This window comes from Stenotrophomonas sp. NA06056, assembly GCF_013364355.1.
In the GTDB taxonomy this organism is placed as follows: domain Bacteria; phylum Pseudomonadota; class Gammaproteobacteria; order Xanthomonadales; family Xanthomonadaceae; genus Stenotrophomonas.
This window is the reverse complement of record NZ_CP054931.1, coordinates 2,212,863-2,227,421: the sequence shown is the minus strand read 5'-3', so window position 1 is coordinate 2,227,421 and position 14,559 is coordinate 2,212,863. Positions and strand designations below refer to the sequence as shown.

The 14,559-nt window shown below is 66.3% G+C and carries 10 protein-coding genes; all 10 read right to left on the bottom strand.

Annotation, left to right across the window (positions count from 1 at the left end; translation table 11 throughout):
• Positions 1-46: 46 nt before the first annotated feature.
• Positions 47-1,630, bottom strand: a complete 1,584-nt coding sequence (locus HUT07_RS09860; RefSeq protein WP_176020791.1) for a hypothetical protein — start codon at positions 1,628-1,630, stop codon at positions 47-49.
• A 92-nt stretch (positions 1,631-1,722) separates the two neighbouring features.
• Positions 1,723-2,796, bottom strand: a complete 1,074-nt coding sequence (locus tag HUT07_RS09855; RefSeq protein WP_089240973.1) for a chemotaxis response regulator protein-glutamate methylesterase — start codon at positions 2,794-2,796, stop codon at positions 1,723-1,725.
• Positions 2,793-3,389 (bottom strand): chemoreceptor glutamine deamidase CheD, encoded by a 597-nt coding sequence (gene cheD, locus HUT07_RS09850; protein WP_025878962.1) that lies wholly within the window; start codon positions 3,387-3,389, stop codon positions 2,793-2,795. Before cheD ends, HUT07_RS09855 begins: the two co-directional genes overlap by 4 nt.
• Complete coding sequence (locus HUT07_RS09845; protein WP_132825192.1) at positions 3,386-4,255, bottom strand: CheR family methyltransferase; 870 nt, start codon at positions 4,253-4,255, stop codon at positions 3,386-3,388. Before HUT07_RS09845 ends, cheD begins: the two co-directional genes overlap by 4 nt.
• A 32-nt stretch (positions 4,256-4,287) precedes the next feature.
• Complete coding sequence (locus tag HUT07_RS09840; protein ID WP_176020790.1) at positions 4,288-6,552, bottom strand: methyl-accepting chemotaxis protein; 2,265 nt, start codon at positions 6,550-6,552, stop codon at positions 4,288-4,290.
• A gap of 730 nt (positions 6,553-7,282) precedes the next feature.
• Positions 7,283-9,652 carry a methyl-accepting chemotaxis protein gene (locus HUT07_RS09835; RefSeq protein WP_176020789.1) on the bottom strand — a complete coding sequence of 790 codons (2,370 nt, stop codon included), beginning with the start codon at positions 9,650-9,652 and terminating at the stop codon, positions 7,283-7,285.
• A gap of 98 nt (positions 9,653-9,750) precedes the next feature.
• A complete protein-coding gene (locus HUT07_RS09830; protein ID WP_025878966.1) occupies positions 9,751-10,134 on the bottom strand; it encodes a hypothetical protein in 384 nt (127 codons plus the stop codon).
• Between the two features lie 137 nt (positions 10,135-10,271).
• On the bottom strand, positions 10,272-10,763 hold the full coding sequence (locus tag HUT07_RS09825) for a chemotaxis protein CheW (RefSeq protein ID WP_176020788.1): 492 nt from the start codon (positions 10,761-10,763) through the stop codon (positions 10,272-10,274).
• Positions 10,764-11,023: 260 nt separating this feature from the next.
• Positions 11,024-11,797, bottom strand: coding sequence for a flagellar brake protein (locus HUT07_RS09820; RefSeq protein WP_176020787.1), 774 nt, complete (start codon positions 11,795-11,797; stop codon positions 11,024-11,026).
• A 213-nt stretch (positions 11,798-12,010) separates the two neighbouring features.
• Entirely contained in the window at positions 12,011-14,257 is a 2,247-nt protein-coding gene (locus tag HUT07_RS09815; protein WP_176020786.1) for a methyl-accepting chemotaxis protein, read from the bottom strand.
• Between the last annotated feature and the right edge of the window lie 302 nt (positions 14,258-14,559).

Genomic DNA, 14,559 nt, shown 5'->3' with positions numbered 1-14,559 from the left:
CTGGTGGTTGAAGCCTGCTGACCGTCGTGGGCCAGCGGGCAATAGCTCAGTGCGCCGCGAATTCCTTGATCGGGAACGCCTTGCAATGGGTGACCGCAGCGGCGATGTCGACCGGGGCATTGGCGGCGGCATTGCGGCGCTGGTTCAGCGTTGCCGTTTCCTCCCACAGGCTGGGCAATACCTGCGGTGCATCCAGCACGCGTTGGCGCACGGCATCGTGCAGGACGCTGCTGTAGTCCGTGGCCGGTAGCACCACGCACAAGCGCGTGCCGGGTGTGCCGCTGGCCTGCTGCAGCAGCTGCTGCAGTGCCTCGCTGCTGCCCGCATCGTCGCTCAGCTGCTTCGGCGCGCTGCTCTGGTTGGCATCCTGGATCTGCAGTTGGCCAGGGCTGAACAGCAGTACCTGCATGTCCTGGCGTGGCTCGATGCGCACCGGCGCGCGGGTGCCCTCACAAATGGTGGGGGTCGCCCGTGCCTGCTGCGGTGTCATGCTGCCGTCGGCATGCACCTGGCGGATATGCAGCCGGCACATCTTGTCGGCCACTTCAAATTCCACTTCATAGTCCTGGCCCGGCCTGGCAACGAACTGGCCAGACAGCTTGCCGTCGCAGTACAAGCGACTGCTTGCATCGAAGCGGGCCTCGAAGATCAGCGGCTTGCCACCGGGTACTTCGTATTCCTGGTAGCTGAGCATGGAGAAGCGCTCGTTCTCCTTGCTGCGCAGGGTTTCCGTGACGGGGATGCCGAGCACGCCCTTGTCGCCGGCGTTGTTGTACTTGACGTCGATCCTGTCGCGGTAGTCTTCGCGGCAGGCGGCATCGGTGTACAGGGTGGTGGTCCGCCCCAGGGCGGCGTAGATGCGCACCCGTGCCGGCGGCGCGGCGCCGTCGGCGTAGGCCGTAAGATCTCCACCTGCCAACGGGCGCGGATACATCGCGGGGATTCTCTTGACCAGCTTCTCGATGCATTTCATCGTGATCATCTGCGCGGCCGCCTTGAGCCGCGCGTAATCATCGGCTTGCCATGCGTCCAGAGTCGCCCGGTTGTCGCTGTCATTGCAGCTGATGATTTCCGCCAGCGTGCCGTCGGCTCGGCGCTGCTGGATGGTGCTGGAGTGATTGAGGCGGTAGAGGGGATCCTTGCGCGTATTGCCCTGGTGCACCAGGGCCCATCTGTCTGCGCTGAAGCGAAGGGTGCTGACTTGTTTGGGGACAGCGTCGGGGAAGTGCCTGAAGTAGCCGCCCACCAGTGCCTTGGCCACCGACGGCATGAGGGTGATGGCGGGGCTGGCCTGGCTCTCGACGATGCTGCCGGGCAGGGTGTTGCGCCGGAAGTAGTCCGGCTCATTGCCGCTGAAGAGCAGTGCCAGCCCCTTGGGGGTGAGCGCCTCGCTGTCATCGGGGGTAACGATGCGCAGTGCTACATCCGGTGCGTGCACACGCTGCGATCCGGTATCCGGACCGCTCTGGATCTGGACGCGCTCGGTCCAAGCTGCGGCACCATCGGTGGCGGGGGCAGCGGTCGGCGTGGCCTGCGGCGATGACGGCAGCCCATCGGCGGCGGCCATCAGCGGGGCCAACAGCGCGGCAGCCAGTAGTGGCGTTCGGGTGGGGATACGGCGCGGGGCCATGGTCAAGCTCCTTGAGAAACAAAACAGCCATGCCGACCCTTCCGGGGCCGGCGTTTGAAAGACAGGATGAGGCGGTGCGATGCGGTGGACGGTCAGCCTCGGGCCAGTGCCAGCAGACGCTCGGCAATGCGTTCCAGCGGCACCTGTTCCTCGGCGGCGCCGAGCTTGAACGCGGCACCCGGCATGCCCCAGACCACGCTGGTCGCTTCGTCCTGCACCAGGGTGGGCGCGCCCGCCTGGCGCATTTCCAGCAGGCCACGTGCGCCGTCATCGCCCATGCCGGTGAGGATGGCGCCGATGGCATTGCCGCCGGCGGCCTGCGCCACCGAACGGAACAGCACGTCCACTGCCGGTTTGTGCCGGTTGACTGCAGGGCCGTCATCCACACGGCAGCGCCAGCGCGCACCGTCGCGGATGATCCGCAGATGCTTGCCGCCCGGTGGCAGGTAAGCGTGGCCGGGAAGCACGGCTTCACCATCGCTGGCTTCGCGCACGGCCATCGCCGAATGGCGGTCCAGGCGCTCGGCGAAGGCGGTGCTGAAACTGGCCGGCAGGTGCTGGGTCATCACCACCGCGGGACCATCGGCGGGCATGCCTTCCAGCACCACGCGCAGTGCTTCGGTACCACCGGCCGACGAGCCGATGGCGATCAGACGATCCGTGGTGCGGAACTGCGTTGCTGCCGGACGCAGGGCAGGGGCGGCGTCCAGCGTGAGTTTCGGTGTGGCCACGCGCACCAGTGGGCGCACCCGCGAGCGCGCAGCCATCTTCACCTTGGCGATGATTTCATCGGCATAGGCCTGCAGGCCACGGGCCACATCGAGCTTGGGCTTGGAGACGAAATCCACCGCGCCCAGGCCCAGCGCCTGCAGGGTGGTGTCGGCACCGCGCTCGGTCAGCGAGGAGATCATCACCACCGGTAGCGGATGCAGGCGCATCAGGTTTTCCAGGAACGCCAGGCCATCCATGCGCGGCATTTCCACGTCCAGGGTGATCACGTCCGGGGCCAGGCGTTTGATCTTCTCGCGGGCCAGCAGCGGATCGGCCGCGGTGCCGACCACGTCGATGGCCGGATCGCTGGACAGGATTTCGGTAAGCATCTGCCGTACGACGGCGGAATCGTCGACGATCAGGACCCGGCAGGGGGCGTTGCCGGTCAGGGTCATTCGAACAGCTCCACGCCACCGGTGACCGGGGCCTTGGACAGGCGTGCGCGCACGGCCGATTCGGTCGCGGCCACTTCCGCTTCGTGGGCGTGCGGCAGGCGCTGTACGACGACGCGGCCGGTATCGGCGAAGAACCAGATCTTGCGCGGATGGATGCCGCACAGATCTTCGGCCAGGATCGGGATGTGCTCGGCCTGCAGGTACTGGCGCACGAACTCGGCGTTGCGCGTACCCACCGGGTTGCTGGTGAAGCCTTTCAGCACGTTGGCGCCGCCGAACACCTTGGCCTCGATGCGCTTGCGGTGCGCACCACGCTTGAGCATGTCGTTGATCAGCAGTTCCATTGCATAGCTGCCGTAACGTGCGGGCGCGCCATCGCCAGCGTTGCCTTCAGGAAGCAGGAAGTGGTTCATGCCACCGATCTTCAGCACCGGGTCGCGCAGGCATGCCGCCACGCAGGAGCCAAGCGTTGTGGTCAGCGCAGTGGTGTCATCCACCACCAGGTACTGGGTCGGCAGCAGCTTGGCGGCGATGGTCTTGAAGCGTGCGTCCTGGTAGCGCATCACATCATCGGTGCGCAGCGATGCATTCATGCGCCGGCTCCCTGCGCGCGTCGATACAGGGTACGACCGCAGGGCTGGATCAGGTCGGCGGCGTGCAGGTAGTTCTCCGAGTGGCCGGTGTAGAGCAGGCCGTCGTCGGCCAGATGGTTGACCAGACGGCCGAGAATCGCGCGCTGGGTCGGCTTGTCGAAGTAGATCATCACGTTGCGGCAGAACAGCGCATCGAACGGGCCGCCGACGTCGTAGCGCGGCGCCAGCAGGTTGAGCGGGCGGAACTCGATCAGCTCGCGCAGCGCCGGCAGTACGCGGCACTGGCCTTCGTTGGGGCCACTGCCGCGCTGGAAGTAGCGTCGACGCAGGTCCGGATCAAGGCCGGCGACACGATCGATGTTGTAGACACCGCGCCCGGCGGTGGCCAGCACCTGGGTGTCTACGTCGGTGGCGACGATGCGCACCGGTGGTTTCAGGGTACCGAACGCTTCGCAGGCGGTGATCGCCATCGAGTAAGGCTCCTCACCGGTGGAGGCAGCGCATGACCACAGCAGCAGCGGGCCACGGCCGTTGCGCTGCTGCAGCTCCTCGCGCAGCTTGTCGAAATGGTGCGGCTCGCGGAAGAACGCAGTGAGATTGGTGGTCAGCGCATTGGTGAATGCCTGCCACTCGTCACCATCGCCCTGTTCCAGGTGGTCCAGGTACTGCTGGAAGCTGCGCATGCCCAGCGTGCGCAGCCGGCGCGACAGGCGTCCATACACCATGTCGCGCTTGGCCGGGGCGAGAGCGATGCCCACGCGCTGGTAGATCAGGTCGCAGACGCGGCGGAAATCACGGTCGGCGAACTCGAATTCGCGTGTACCGCTGACGATGGGGGTAGGGCTCTGCACGGGTGACGTGTCCATCGGCGGGGCGGCGGCCTGAGCCGCCGCAAGGATCAGAATTCCTGCCAGTCGCCGTCGTTGGAGACGACGGTGCTGGAGTGGGTACGGCGGATCGGTGCGGGCGTCGACAACGGCCGCGAAGGCGCGGCGCTGGCAACCTTCGGCGCGACCTTGGCAGTCACCGCCTTCACTGCGACAGCGACCTGGTTGTCGAGTCGGAAGATCGCCACGGCATCGGCAAGCTGCGCAGCCTGGTCTTCCATCGCCCGTGCTGCCGCCGTGGCTTCTTCCACCAGCGCGGCGTTCTGCTGGGTGGTTTCGTCCATCTGCACCACGGTCTGGTTGACCTGCTCGATGCCGGCGGACTGCTCCTGCGAGGCAGCAGAAATCTCGGCCATGATGTCGGTCACGCGCTGCACCGACGCGACGATCTCGCCCATGGTGCTGCCAGCCTGGTGCACCAGGCTGGAGCCTTCGGCGACCTTGCCGACCGATTCGTCGATCAGGCTCTTGATCTCCTTGGCGGCGGCGGCCGAGCGCTGGGCGAGGGTGCGCACCTCGCTGGCGACCACGGCGAAGCCTCGGCCCTGTTCGCCGGCACGGGCGGCTTCGACTGCCGCGTTCAGCGCCAGGATGTTGGTCTGGAAGGCGATGCCGTCGATGACCGAGATGATCTCGGCGATCTTCTTCGAGGACGCTTCGATGGCCGACATCGTAGTGACCACCTGGCCAACGACGCTGCCGCCCTGCGAGGCCACGCCATGCGCGCCGATAGCGAGCTGGTTGGCCTGGCGCGCGTGTTCAGCGTTCTGGCGCACGGTGGAGGTCAGCTCCTCCATCGAGGCGGCGGTTTCTTCCAGGTTGGCCGCCTGTTGCTCGGTGCGGCGCGACAAATCACTGTTGCCCGAGGCGATCTCGCCGGCCGACAGGGTGATGCTGGAGGCGCTGAGCTGGATCTGGCCAACGATCTGGGTGAGCTGGCTGACCGTGGCGTTGGCATCGTCACGCATGCGCGCGAACACGCCCTGGTAGTCACCGTGCATGCGTGCGGTCAGGTCGCCGTCGGCGATGGACGACAGCAGCTGCGAGAGCTTGCCGAGGTTCTCATCACTGACCGCCATCATGGCGTTGAGGTTTTCCAGCATGGTGCGGAAATCGTGATCGAAGCGCTGGGCGTCGCCGCGCTGGCTGAAGTCGCCCGCGGCTGCGGCGCTGGCCAGCTGCTTGATCTCGGCATTGATGCGGCCGAGGTTGGCCTTGACGGTGTCGACGGTGGTGGTCATCGCCGCCTTTTCGCCCGGGTAGCGGGCGATGTCGGCGCTGAGGTCGCCGACGGCGTACTGCTGCACGACGTTCAGCACATCGTGCAGGGTCTGCACGTGGCCGCCGACCAGGGCGTTGGTTTCCTGCACCATCAGCCCGTACTCGCCGGGGAAGGTGCTGGCGTCGATGCGGTAGCTGAGCTCACCGCCGTCGTGGCGGCGTGCCATCTCGCGCTGGCCGCTGATGACCGCGTGCAGCTGCTGCTGCATGCGCGACATGGCTTCGAGCAGGCGACCGGTTTCGTCGTGCGGCTGCGGACCGATATGGCTGTCCAGCTTGCCGCTGGCGATGCCTTCGGCCACAGCGGTGGCCTGCTTCAGCGGTCGTGCGATGCGGTTGCCGATGACCCAGCTCAATGCGAGCACGATCAGCACCAGCACGCCGCCGGCCAGGGTCATGACGGCGGTGAAGACCAGTGCCTGCTGCTGCACGTCGTCCATGTAGACGCCGCTGCTGACCACCCAGTTCCAGGGCTTGAACAGGCCGGCGTAGGCCACCTTTTCGACCTCGCCCTTCTCGCCGGGCTTGGCCCAGCGATAGGCCACGAACCCGCCGCCGGCCTTGGCCGCCTCGATCTGGTCGTAGTAGATGCGAACGCCATCGGCAGTACGGAAATCCTTCATGTCCTTGCCCACCAGATCCTTGCGGAACGGGTGCATGAGCACGTGATAGCCGGTGTCGTAGATGTTGTAGTAATAGGTGTCGTTCTGCGCGCGCATGACTTCCAGCGCCTGCAGTGCGGCGGCCTTGGCGGCGTCTTCGCTGAGTTCACCGGATCCGGCGAGGCGGTGGTAGTGGTCGAGGATGCCGTAGCTCAGCTCGACCTGGGTCTTCAGCGAAGACTTGCGGGTATCGGTCAGGTCCAGGTACTGCATGCGGGCAGCGATCACCGAGAGCGCGATCACGCCGAGCGCGATCAGCAGCGTGAGCAGATTGAGCTTGCGTCGGACGGAGAGATTGCTGAAGTAGTGTTGCCAGCGATGCAGGAGATTCATCGAGCAGGACCCGGGTCGTGGTGGGTGGAGCCGCCGGTGCTGAGCGGGAGCAGCGGTGACATGACCGTTATCGGCCGCGGGGGCGGGGGATTGAGGCGGGGTGTTCGAACGTATTCAGGTTTCCTTGCAGCGGCGGCTGCGGCGCTGCCTGCGGCAGGCTTTGAAGCAACGACAACAGCAACGGCGATTGGTCGGCTCTGCAGTGTTGAGAAGGAGCCGTGCGGGCATGGGCTGGCGGGACACGCCGTAAACCCATCCATGGGGGCTCGATGGCGCCATCCATGGCGCCAACGGTCCCGCCAGCCCATGCCCGCACGACTCATCCAGCATTCCAGTGTCGGACGGCAAGAGCGTTGGGTTTCCAAGTGGAAAGAGGGGTCAGATCCGTTTTCCTGCGGAAAACGGATCTGACCCCGGAAGCGCTGCAGCTGTGGCTTTGCTCTTTGCTTTTCTTTCTTCAATCCGGGGTGGATCGCGCACGGAAACTGTCTGTGGCCGGGAGGGTGGGCTGCGCAGGGGCGTAAGCGCCATGGATGGCGCGCCCGAGCCTACAAGGACGTATTCACGGCGGCCCCTGCGCAACCCACCCTCCCGGCCAATCCTCAACGGCCTGGCGCTTTCCGCGACCACCCCGAGGGGCTTCGCCGTTGGCTGGACAACCAGATATTCCGTAAACGAAAACGCCCCAGCGCAGGGCCGGGGCGTCTTCATGCTCCAGGTCGGGCAGGAATCAGAATTCCTGCCAGTCTCCATCGGCCAGTTCGGTCACTGCCGGGCGACCGCCGCTGACGCGTCGGGCCGGCGGTGCCACCGGAGCCGGAGCTGCCGGTGCTGCGGCACGCGGTGCCGGCGTGCGCGCGGCGACCACGACTTCGGCTTCGTCGACCACAAAGATCGACACCGCCTCGCTCAGGTGGCCGGCCTGCTCTTCCATTGCCCGTGCGGCAGCAGTGGCTTCTTCCACCAGCGCGGCATTCTGCTGGGTGGTTTCGTCCATCTGCACCACGGTCTGGTTGACCTGCTCGATGCCGGCCGACTGTTCCTGCGAGGCAGCGGAGATCTCGGCCATGATGTCGGTCACGCGCTGCACCGAGGCGACGATCTCGCCCATGGTGGCGCCGGCCTTGTGCACCAGCGCCGAGCCGTCATTGACCTTGCCGACGGAGTCGTCGATCAGGCCCTTGATTTCCTTGGCCGCTGCAGCCGAGCGCTGGGCGAGGGTGCGCACTTCGCTGGCGACCACGGCGAAACCACGGCCCTGTTCGCCGGCACGCGCGGCTTCCACCGCGGCGTTCAGCGCCAGGATGTTGGTCTGGAAGGCGATGCCGTCGATGACCGAGATGATTTCGGCGATCTTCTTCGACGAGGCCTGGATGGCCGACATCGTGGTGACCACCTGGCCGACCACTTCGCCGCCCTGCGAGGCCACGCCGTGCGCGCCGATGGCGAGCTGGTTGGCCTGGCGGGCGTGTTCGGCGTTCTGGCGCACGGTGGAGGTCAGTTCCTCCATCGAGGCAGCGGTTTCTTCCAGGTTGGCAGCCTGCTGTTCGGTACGGCGCGACAGGTCGCTGTTGCCGGAGGCGATTTCACCGGCGGCCGAGCTGATCGCGCGGCTGGACTGCTTGATGCGGGTGACGATCTCGCTCAGCTGTGCGGCGGTGGCGTTGGCATCATCACGCATGCGGGCGAACACGCCCTGGTAGTCGCCATGCATGCGCACGGTCAGGTCACCCTGCGACAGCGCGGCGAGCAGGCCGGAGATCTGTTCGATGCTGCCCGAGTTGGCGTCCAGCAGGCCGTTGATCTGCTGGGCCAGCTGCAGGAAGAAGCCTTCCTTGTCGTTGGCGTCGATACGGCCGGACAGGTCGCCAGCGGCGGCCTGGGCGATCACCCGTGCCACTTCTGCCTCGACCTGCGCTTCCTGGGTGCGGTCGCGCCATTCCACCACGTAGCCGACGGTGTCGCCGTCTTCATTGCGGATGGTCGACACGACCTGGGCGAACTGGGCGTCGCCATACTGCATCGGGCGGCGGGCCACGCCATGCTGCTTGAGGTTGGCCAGCAGGGTGTTGTCCATCTCGCCACGGTGCTCGAGCACGGTGACCGGCTTGCCGACCAGCGAGGCGTGGACGTCGAAGTCGGGCAGGTCGCGGCGCAGCTCGTCCTGGTACTGGGCCAGGGTCTGCTGCAGGGCGCGGTTGCTGTAGACGATGGTGTTGTTGGGATCGGTCAGGTAGACGCCGGTCGAGCTGTAATCCAGCGCGGTGCGGATGCGCAGGTTCTCGCGGGCGATGGCCTGGTCGGTTTCGGTGCGCTCACGCAGGTCGCGCTGCATGCGCTGCATGGCCTGCATCAGCTCGCCGACTTCGTCCTGGCGGCTGACGTCGATGTGACCATCAAGCTTGCCACCGGCGACGTCGTTGGCCACCGAGACGGCGCCACGCACGCTGCCGACCAAGGCGCGGGCGAACAGCCACACCAGCACCAGGCCGAGCGCGGCACCGCCGAGCAGGGCGATGACCGTCAGTACGGCCGAGGCGGAGTAGGTGGAGGCAGCTTCGTCGCGCGAGGCGCGGGCGAGGCGGTTGTCCTCGGCGATCAGCGCTTCGAGCGCGGCGCCAGCCTTGCGGTGCTTGGTGCGGGTTTCGCCGACGAAGGTGTCGATCGCATCGTCGGGCAGGTCCAGCTCCAGCATCTCGGTGACGCTGTCGTAGGAAGCCAGCGCATCCTTCCAGTCCTTGGCGAAGGTGTCGAACAGCTTCTTCTGCTGTGCGTTGTCGACAAGCTTCGGATAGTCCTTGATCGACGTGTCCATGCTGGTACGCAGCTCGACCGCTTGCTTGCGGGCGTCGGCCTTGACGTCGTCGCTGGCGCGGATCAGCTGCTGGTAGGCGCTGTTGCGGTACTCGCCAAGCATGCCGCGCATCTCGCCGGCCATGCGGATGCTCTCCATGCGAGAACCGGCCAGCTCGGTGGTCACGTTGTTCAGCGAATGCAGGCCACGATAGGCGACGATGCCCTGCAGCAGCATCACCAGCAAGAGGACACCGAAGGTCAGCATGAGCTTCGGCATCAGTTTCAGGTTGTTGATCCACGGCATGGGCGTTGCGATCTCCTAAGGCAGACGCGGCCGGGCGCAGGGCCCGGTTGCAACAGCCACGCCGGCACGCTGGCCGGCGCGGTCTGACGGACAGCGGATTACTTGATGTTGGCCAGCTTCAGGCTGGACGGCGAGCTGACTTCGATTTCCGCGCGCGAAGCGTCGCGCTGGATCTTGCCGATCACGCACACGGTCTTGCCTTCCAGGGTTTCCAGCGGGAAGGAGAACTTGCCGCGGTTCTCGCCGGCGATACGCGCCGAGAAGGTGTGGCGCGGGAAGGCGCCGCCCATGTACAGGAAGGTCGGCTGGCCTTCGGAGCCTTCTGCGAAGCGGGCCTTTTCGACCTTGCCGCAGACCATGCCGTCCTTGCCGACGGCGCGCGGTGCCATCTCCGGCGGAATCATCTCGGCCGACTGCGCGAAGGCGGAGGAAGCGGTGGTGGCCAGGACGGCAGCCGAAACGAACGCAAGCAGGGACTTCATCGGGGTGATTCTCCGGGGATGGTGAGGGTGGATCCGGCCTTGGCGCGTTCCTGCGCGACCGGCTTCTGTCCCCCTATCGGCGTGGATGGGGGGAACTGAAGGGCCGCGTAACAGAAACGTGAAGAAGGTCCGTTTGTTCAGGCGGCGGCGTCTTCGACGATGTTGGTCTGGCCCATGTCGGCGCTGTCCAGCAGGGTTTCGATATCGAGCAGGATCAGCATGCGGTCATCGTGGGTGCCGATGCCGGAGATGAAACGGGTATCAACGGCTGCGCCGAATTCCGGGGTCGGGCGGATCTGCTCGGCCGACAGCGGGATCACGTCGGAGACGCTGTCGACAACGATGCCAACCACGCGGTCCTCCACGTTGAGCACGATCATCACGGTGAAGGCGTCGTAGCGAGCGTCTTCCAGGCGCAGCTTCAGGCGCAGGTCGATCACCGGCACGATGGTGCCGCGCAGGTTGATGACACCCTTGATGTAGTCCGGGGCATCGGGGACGCGGGTGACGGCGTCGTAGCCGCGGATTTCCTGCACCTTGAGGATGTCAACGCCGTAGTGCTCGGCGCCGAGGGTGAAGCTGAGGAATTCGCCATCGGCGCCGGCGGCGGAGCTGTTCTTGTCGTTCATCGAGGGGTCCTGGTTCTGCCGGAAGTGCCGGTGTCAGGCTCGATATCGGCCCCGTGGTGGGGGACTTTAGGCATCCATCCACGCATGGCGTGGATCTACCGGGGGCGTATCCACGCATGGCGTGGATCTACCGGGGCGTATCCACGCATGGCGTGGATCTACCGAGGCGTATCCACGCATGGCGTGGACTACCGGGGGCGTATCCACGCATGGCGTGGATCCATCTGGGATAGGCGGTGCCGGCTGCTGGCCGGCAGATGTCAGAGCTCGCCGTTGCGGCGTGCCTTGCGCTGGCGGTCGATGCGGAAGATGTAGCGCTGGATGGCGCTGTCGCCGCCGCGTGGCAGCTCGTCGAAGCGCATGCCGACGCGCTTGACCTCGGTGCCGTTGGGCAGGCGCTGCGGCAGGAGGTTGCAGACCACGAGTCCGATGTGCAGGTCCGGGCCATCAGGCATGGACAGCTGTGCCCGGTAGCGCTGCTGCAGGCTGAAGATGGCGCAGTCGGTCGGTACGGTCACCGCCAGGCCGCCGCCACTGATGTCCACCACCCGCATCGACAGGGCTTCGGCCTGGGCCTCGCCCGGTGGCAGCAGCAACTGCGGTGAATCGGTGATGGGGGTCTCCAGCCGGTACATCTCACGCCGTTGCAGGTGCACCAGCTCCTCGGGGAATGGTGCGCGGAAGGCGACATGGCCTTCGTTGTCCACGCGCTGCAGGTCGTGCAGGCGGAAACGCACCATCACCCGTTCCAGCTGGGCGAAGCACAGCAGATGGTCTGCCTGTTCGGCGGCGCGGTTGGAGGCTTCCTGCGGGCTGCCATCGAGCAGCAGGATGTCTTCGTCGTCGTCCAGTTCGAGCAGGGCGGTTGGGAAAGAGCGATCACGGCCGTCGATGTGGGCGTTGATCAGTGATCGCTGGTCGATCAGTGAACGCAGCAGCTGCCGCACCTGGCGAGGATTGCGGACCAGAAAGCGATCGTCGGCGGCGTCGGCCGCATGGACTTCGGGCGGTGCAGTGTCGTGGCCGTCGGACATGGAATCTGTGGTCAGGGGCGGGCGCCAACGCGTGTGGGCGGGTGGCTCTAAAGCAGTATCGGCTGCGTTGCGGATTTATGTAGCACCGAACGTGCTCGATTGCCCCGTTGTGCCATGGCGGGCGCCGCCAGGCAAGCGCGACGCTGGGGCCGGGCATGGCCCGGCACTCCCTGTCTGATGACGGGGTGGCGTGGCGCCACCCCGGTGCTGCGATCAGAACTCCTGCCAGTCGCCGTCGCCGGCCAGCACCGGCTGCGCAACAGGCTTGCGCGCGCGCGATGGCGTGGCGGTGGGTGCGGGCGCCGCTTTGCGCGAGGTGCTGCTTGCGGTGGTCATCGCTGCGCGCGGCATCGCACTGCCTGCGCTGGGTGCGGCCAGGCGGAAGCGTGCAACCGCTTCGCCCAGCTGCACGGCCTGGTCTTCCATCGCCCGCGCTGCAGCCGTGGCTTCTTCCACCAGCGCGGCGTTCTGCTGGGTGGTTTCGTCCATCTGCACCACGGTCTGGTTGACCTGCTCGATGCCGGCGGACTGTTCCTGCGAGGCGGCAGAAATCTCGGCCATGATGTCGGTGACGCGCTGCACCGAGGCGACGATCTCGCCCATGGTGCTGCCGGCCTGATGGACCAGGCTGGAGCCTTCGGCAACCTTGCCGACCGATTCGTCGATCAGGCCCTTGATCTCCTTGGCGGCGGCGGCCGAGCGCTGGGCGAGGGTGCGCACTTCGCTGGCGACAACGGCGAAACCGCGGCCCTGTTCACCGGCGCGGGCGGCTTCGACCGCGGCGTTCAGCGCCAGGATGTTGGTCTGGAAGGCGATGCCGTCGATGACCGAGATGATCTCGGCGATCTTCTTCGAGGACGCTTCGATGGCCGACATGGTGGTGACCACCTGACCGACCACTTCGCCACCCTGCGAGGCCACCCCATGTGCGCCGATGGCGAGCTGGTTGGCTTGGCGCGCATGCTCGGCGTTCTGGCGCACGGTCGAGGTCAGCTCCTCCATCGAAGCGGCGGTTTCTTCCAGGTTCGCAGCCTGCTGTTCGGTCCGGCGCGACAGGTCGCTGTTGCCCGAGGCGATTTCGCCTGCGGCCAGGGTGATGCTCGAGGTGCTGGCCTGGATCTGGCTCACGATCTGGGTCAGCTGGGTGACCGTGGTGTTGGCATCATCGCGCATGCGGGCGAACACGCCGTGGAACTGGCCGTCCATGCGTGCGGTCAGGTCGCCTGCGGCGATGGCCTGCAGCAGCTGCGACAGCTGGCCCAGGTTGCCGTCGGCGACCTGCATCATGCTGTTCAGCTGCTCGATCATCAGGCGGAAATCGTGATCGAAGCGCTGGGCGTCGCCGCGCTGGCTGAAATCGCCGGCGGCAGCGGCCGACGCCAACTGCTGGATCTGCGTGTTGATCGCCAGCAGGCTGGCCTTGGCCGCATCCATCGATTCGTGCAGGATCGCGCGGCTTCCCGGCAACCGGCGTGCGTCTGGGGCGAGGTTGCCGGTGGCGTACTGGTTGAGGACGTCGATGGCATCGCGGATCGCATCGAGGTGTTCGAAGATCACCGTGTTGATGCCGCCGGCGAGCTGGCCATAGACACCCGGGAAGTCTTCCGGGATGCGGTGGCTGATATCGGGGCCGGCATGCATCTGTGCCATCAGCTGGGTCTGCTCGGAGAAGCGACGCAGCATCGCGGTCATCTCGGCGGTGGCTGCCAGCATGCGCCCCGCTTCATCCTTGCCAGTGGCCTGGGTGGTGACGCTGAGATCGCCGCGGGCGACGGCCTGGATGGCATGCACAGCCTTGCCCAGCGGGCCGACCACGGCGCGCGAGATGACCACGGCCAGGGTAGCGGCGACCACGACCAGCAGTACGATGGCGGCGATGATGGCCAGCATGCTGTTGCGGTGGGTTGCGTTGGCGTCGTCGATCTTGCCCTGCATCAGCGAGCTGCTGTAGGCGCCCAGTGCCTTGAGGTCTTCGAAGGCCTTGCGGCGCAGCGGGCGTGACTGGTCGTCGGAAATCTGCCGGGCCACCTCGCCATCGCCGGCGGTGGCGGCTTCGCGCAGTTTGGTATTGGCGGCGAAGTAGCCATCGACGTCGGCCTGCACGGCCTGGTACAGCGCGCGCTCCTTGGCCCCGGCCGGAAGCGCGGCGTAGGCCGCCAGCTGTTCGCGCACCACCTTGGCGGTGTCGTTCATGCGCTTGTTGTAGTCGGCCACCTTCTCCGGCTGGTCCAGCATGCTCAGCTGGGCCAGTTCGTAGGTGCGGAATTCACCCAGCTGCGAACGCACTTCGCCGAGGTACTGCACCGACGGAATATCGTTGGACGCCATCGCGCTGAGCTGCGCGTTGGCTTCGGACAGGCGGACCAGGGCGAAGGCACCCAGCACGACGGTCATCAGGGTGGTCAGGGTGAATCCCACAGCCAGCTTGCGGGCGATGGGCAGATCGTGGAACCACTTCATGCAGGGTGCTCCAAGGTGGGCAGAATGCCGGCGGCGAAACCGCAGGCAAAAGGTCGTTGCAGGAGGGAACGGTCGTGCCGGGTGGGGGTTCGGTGACTGCCGTCATGTCGAAATAGCGGCGCCTGTGCGACGGACTTTATGGACCTGTGTCACATTCGATGGCGTAGGGTGATGCAACGGAAAGCGCGCTATGACACGGTTTTCGCATCGACATCGTGGTTTCAGGCGAAACCATGCGGACGATGGAGTTCACAGAGTGCGTTGACGGAGTTCACAGTGCGCCGCGCCGCCCTGCCGGGCCC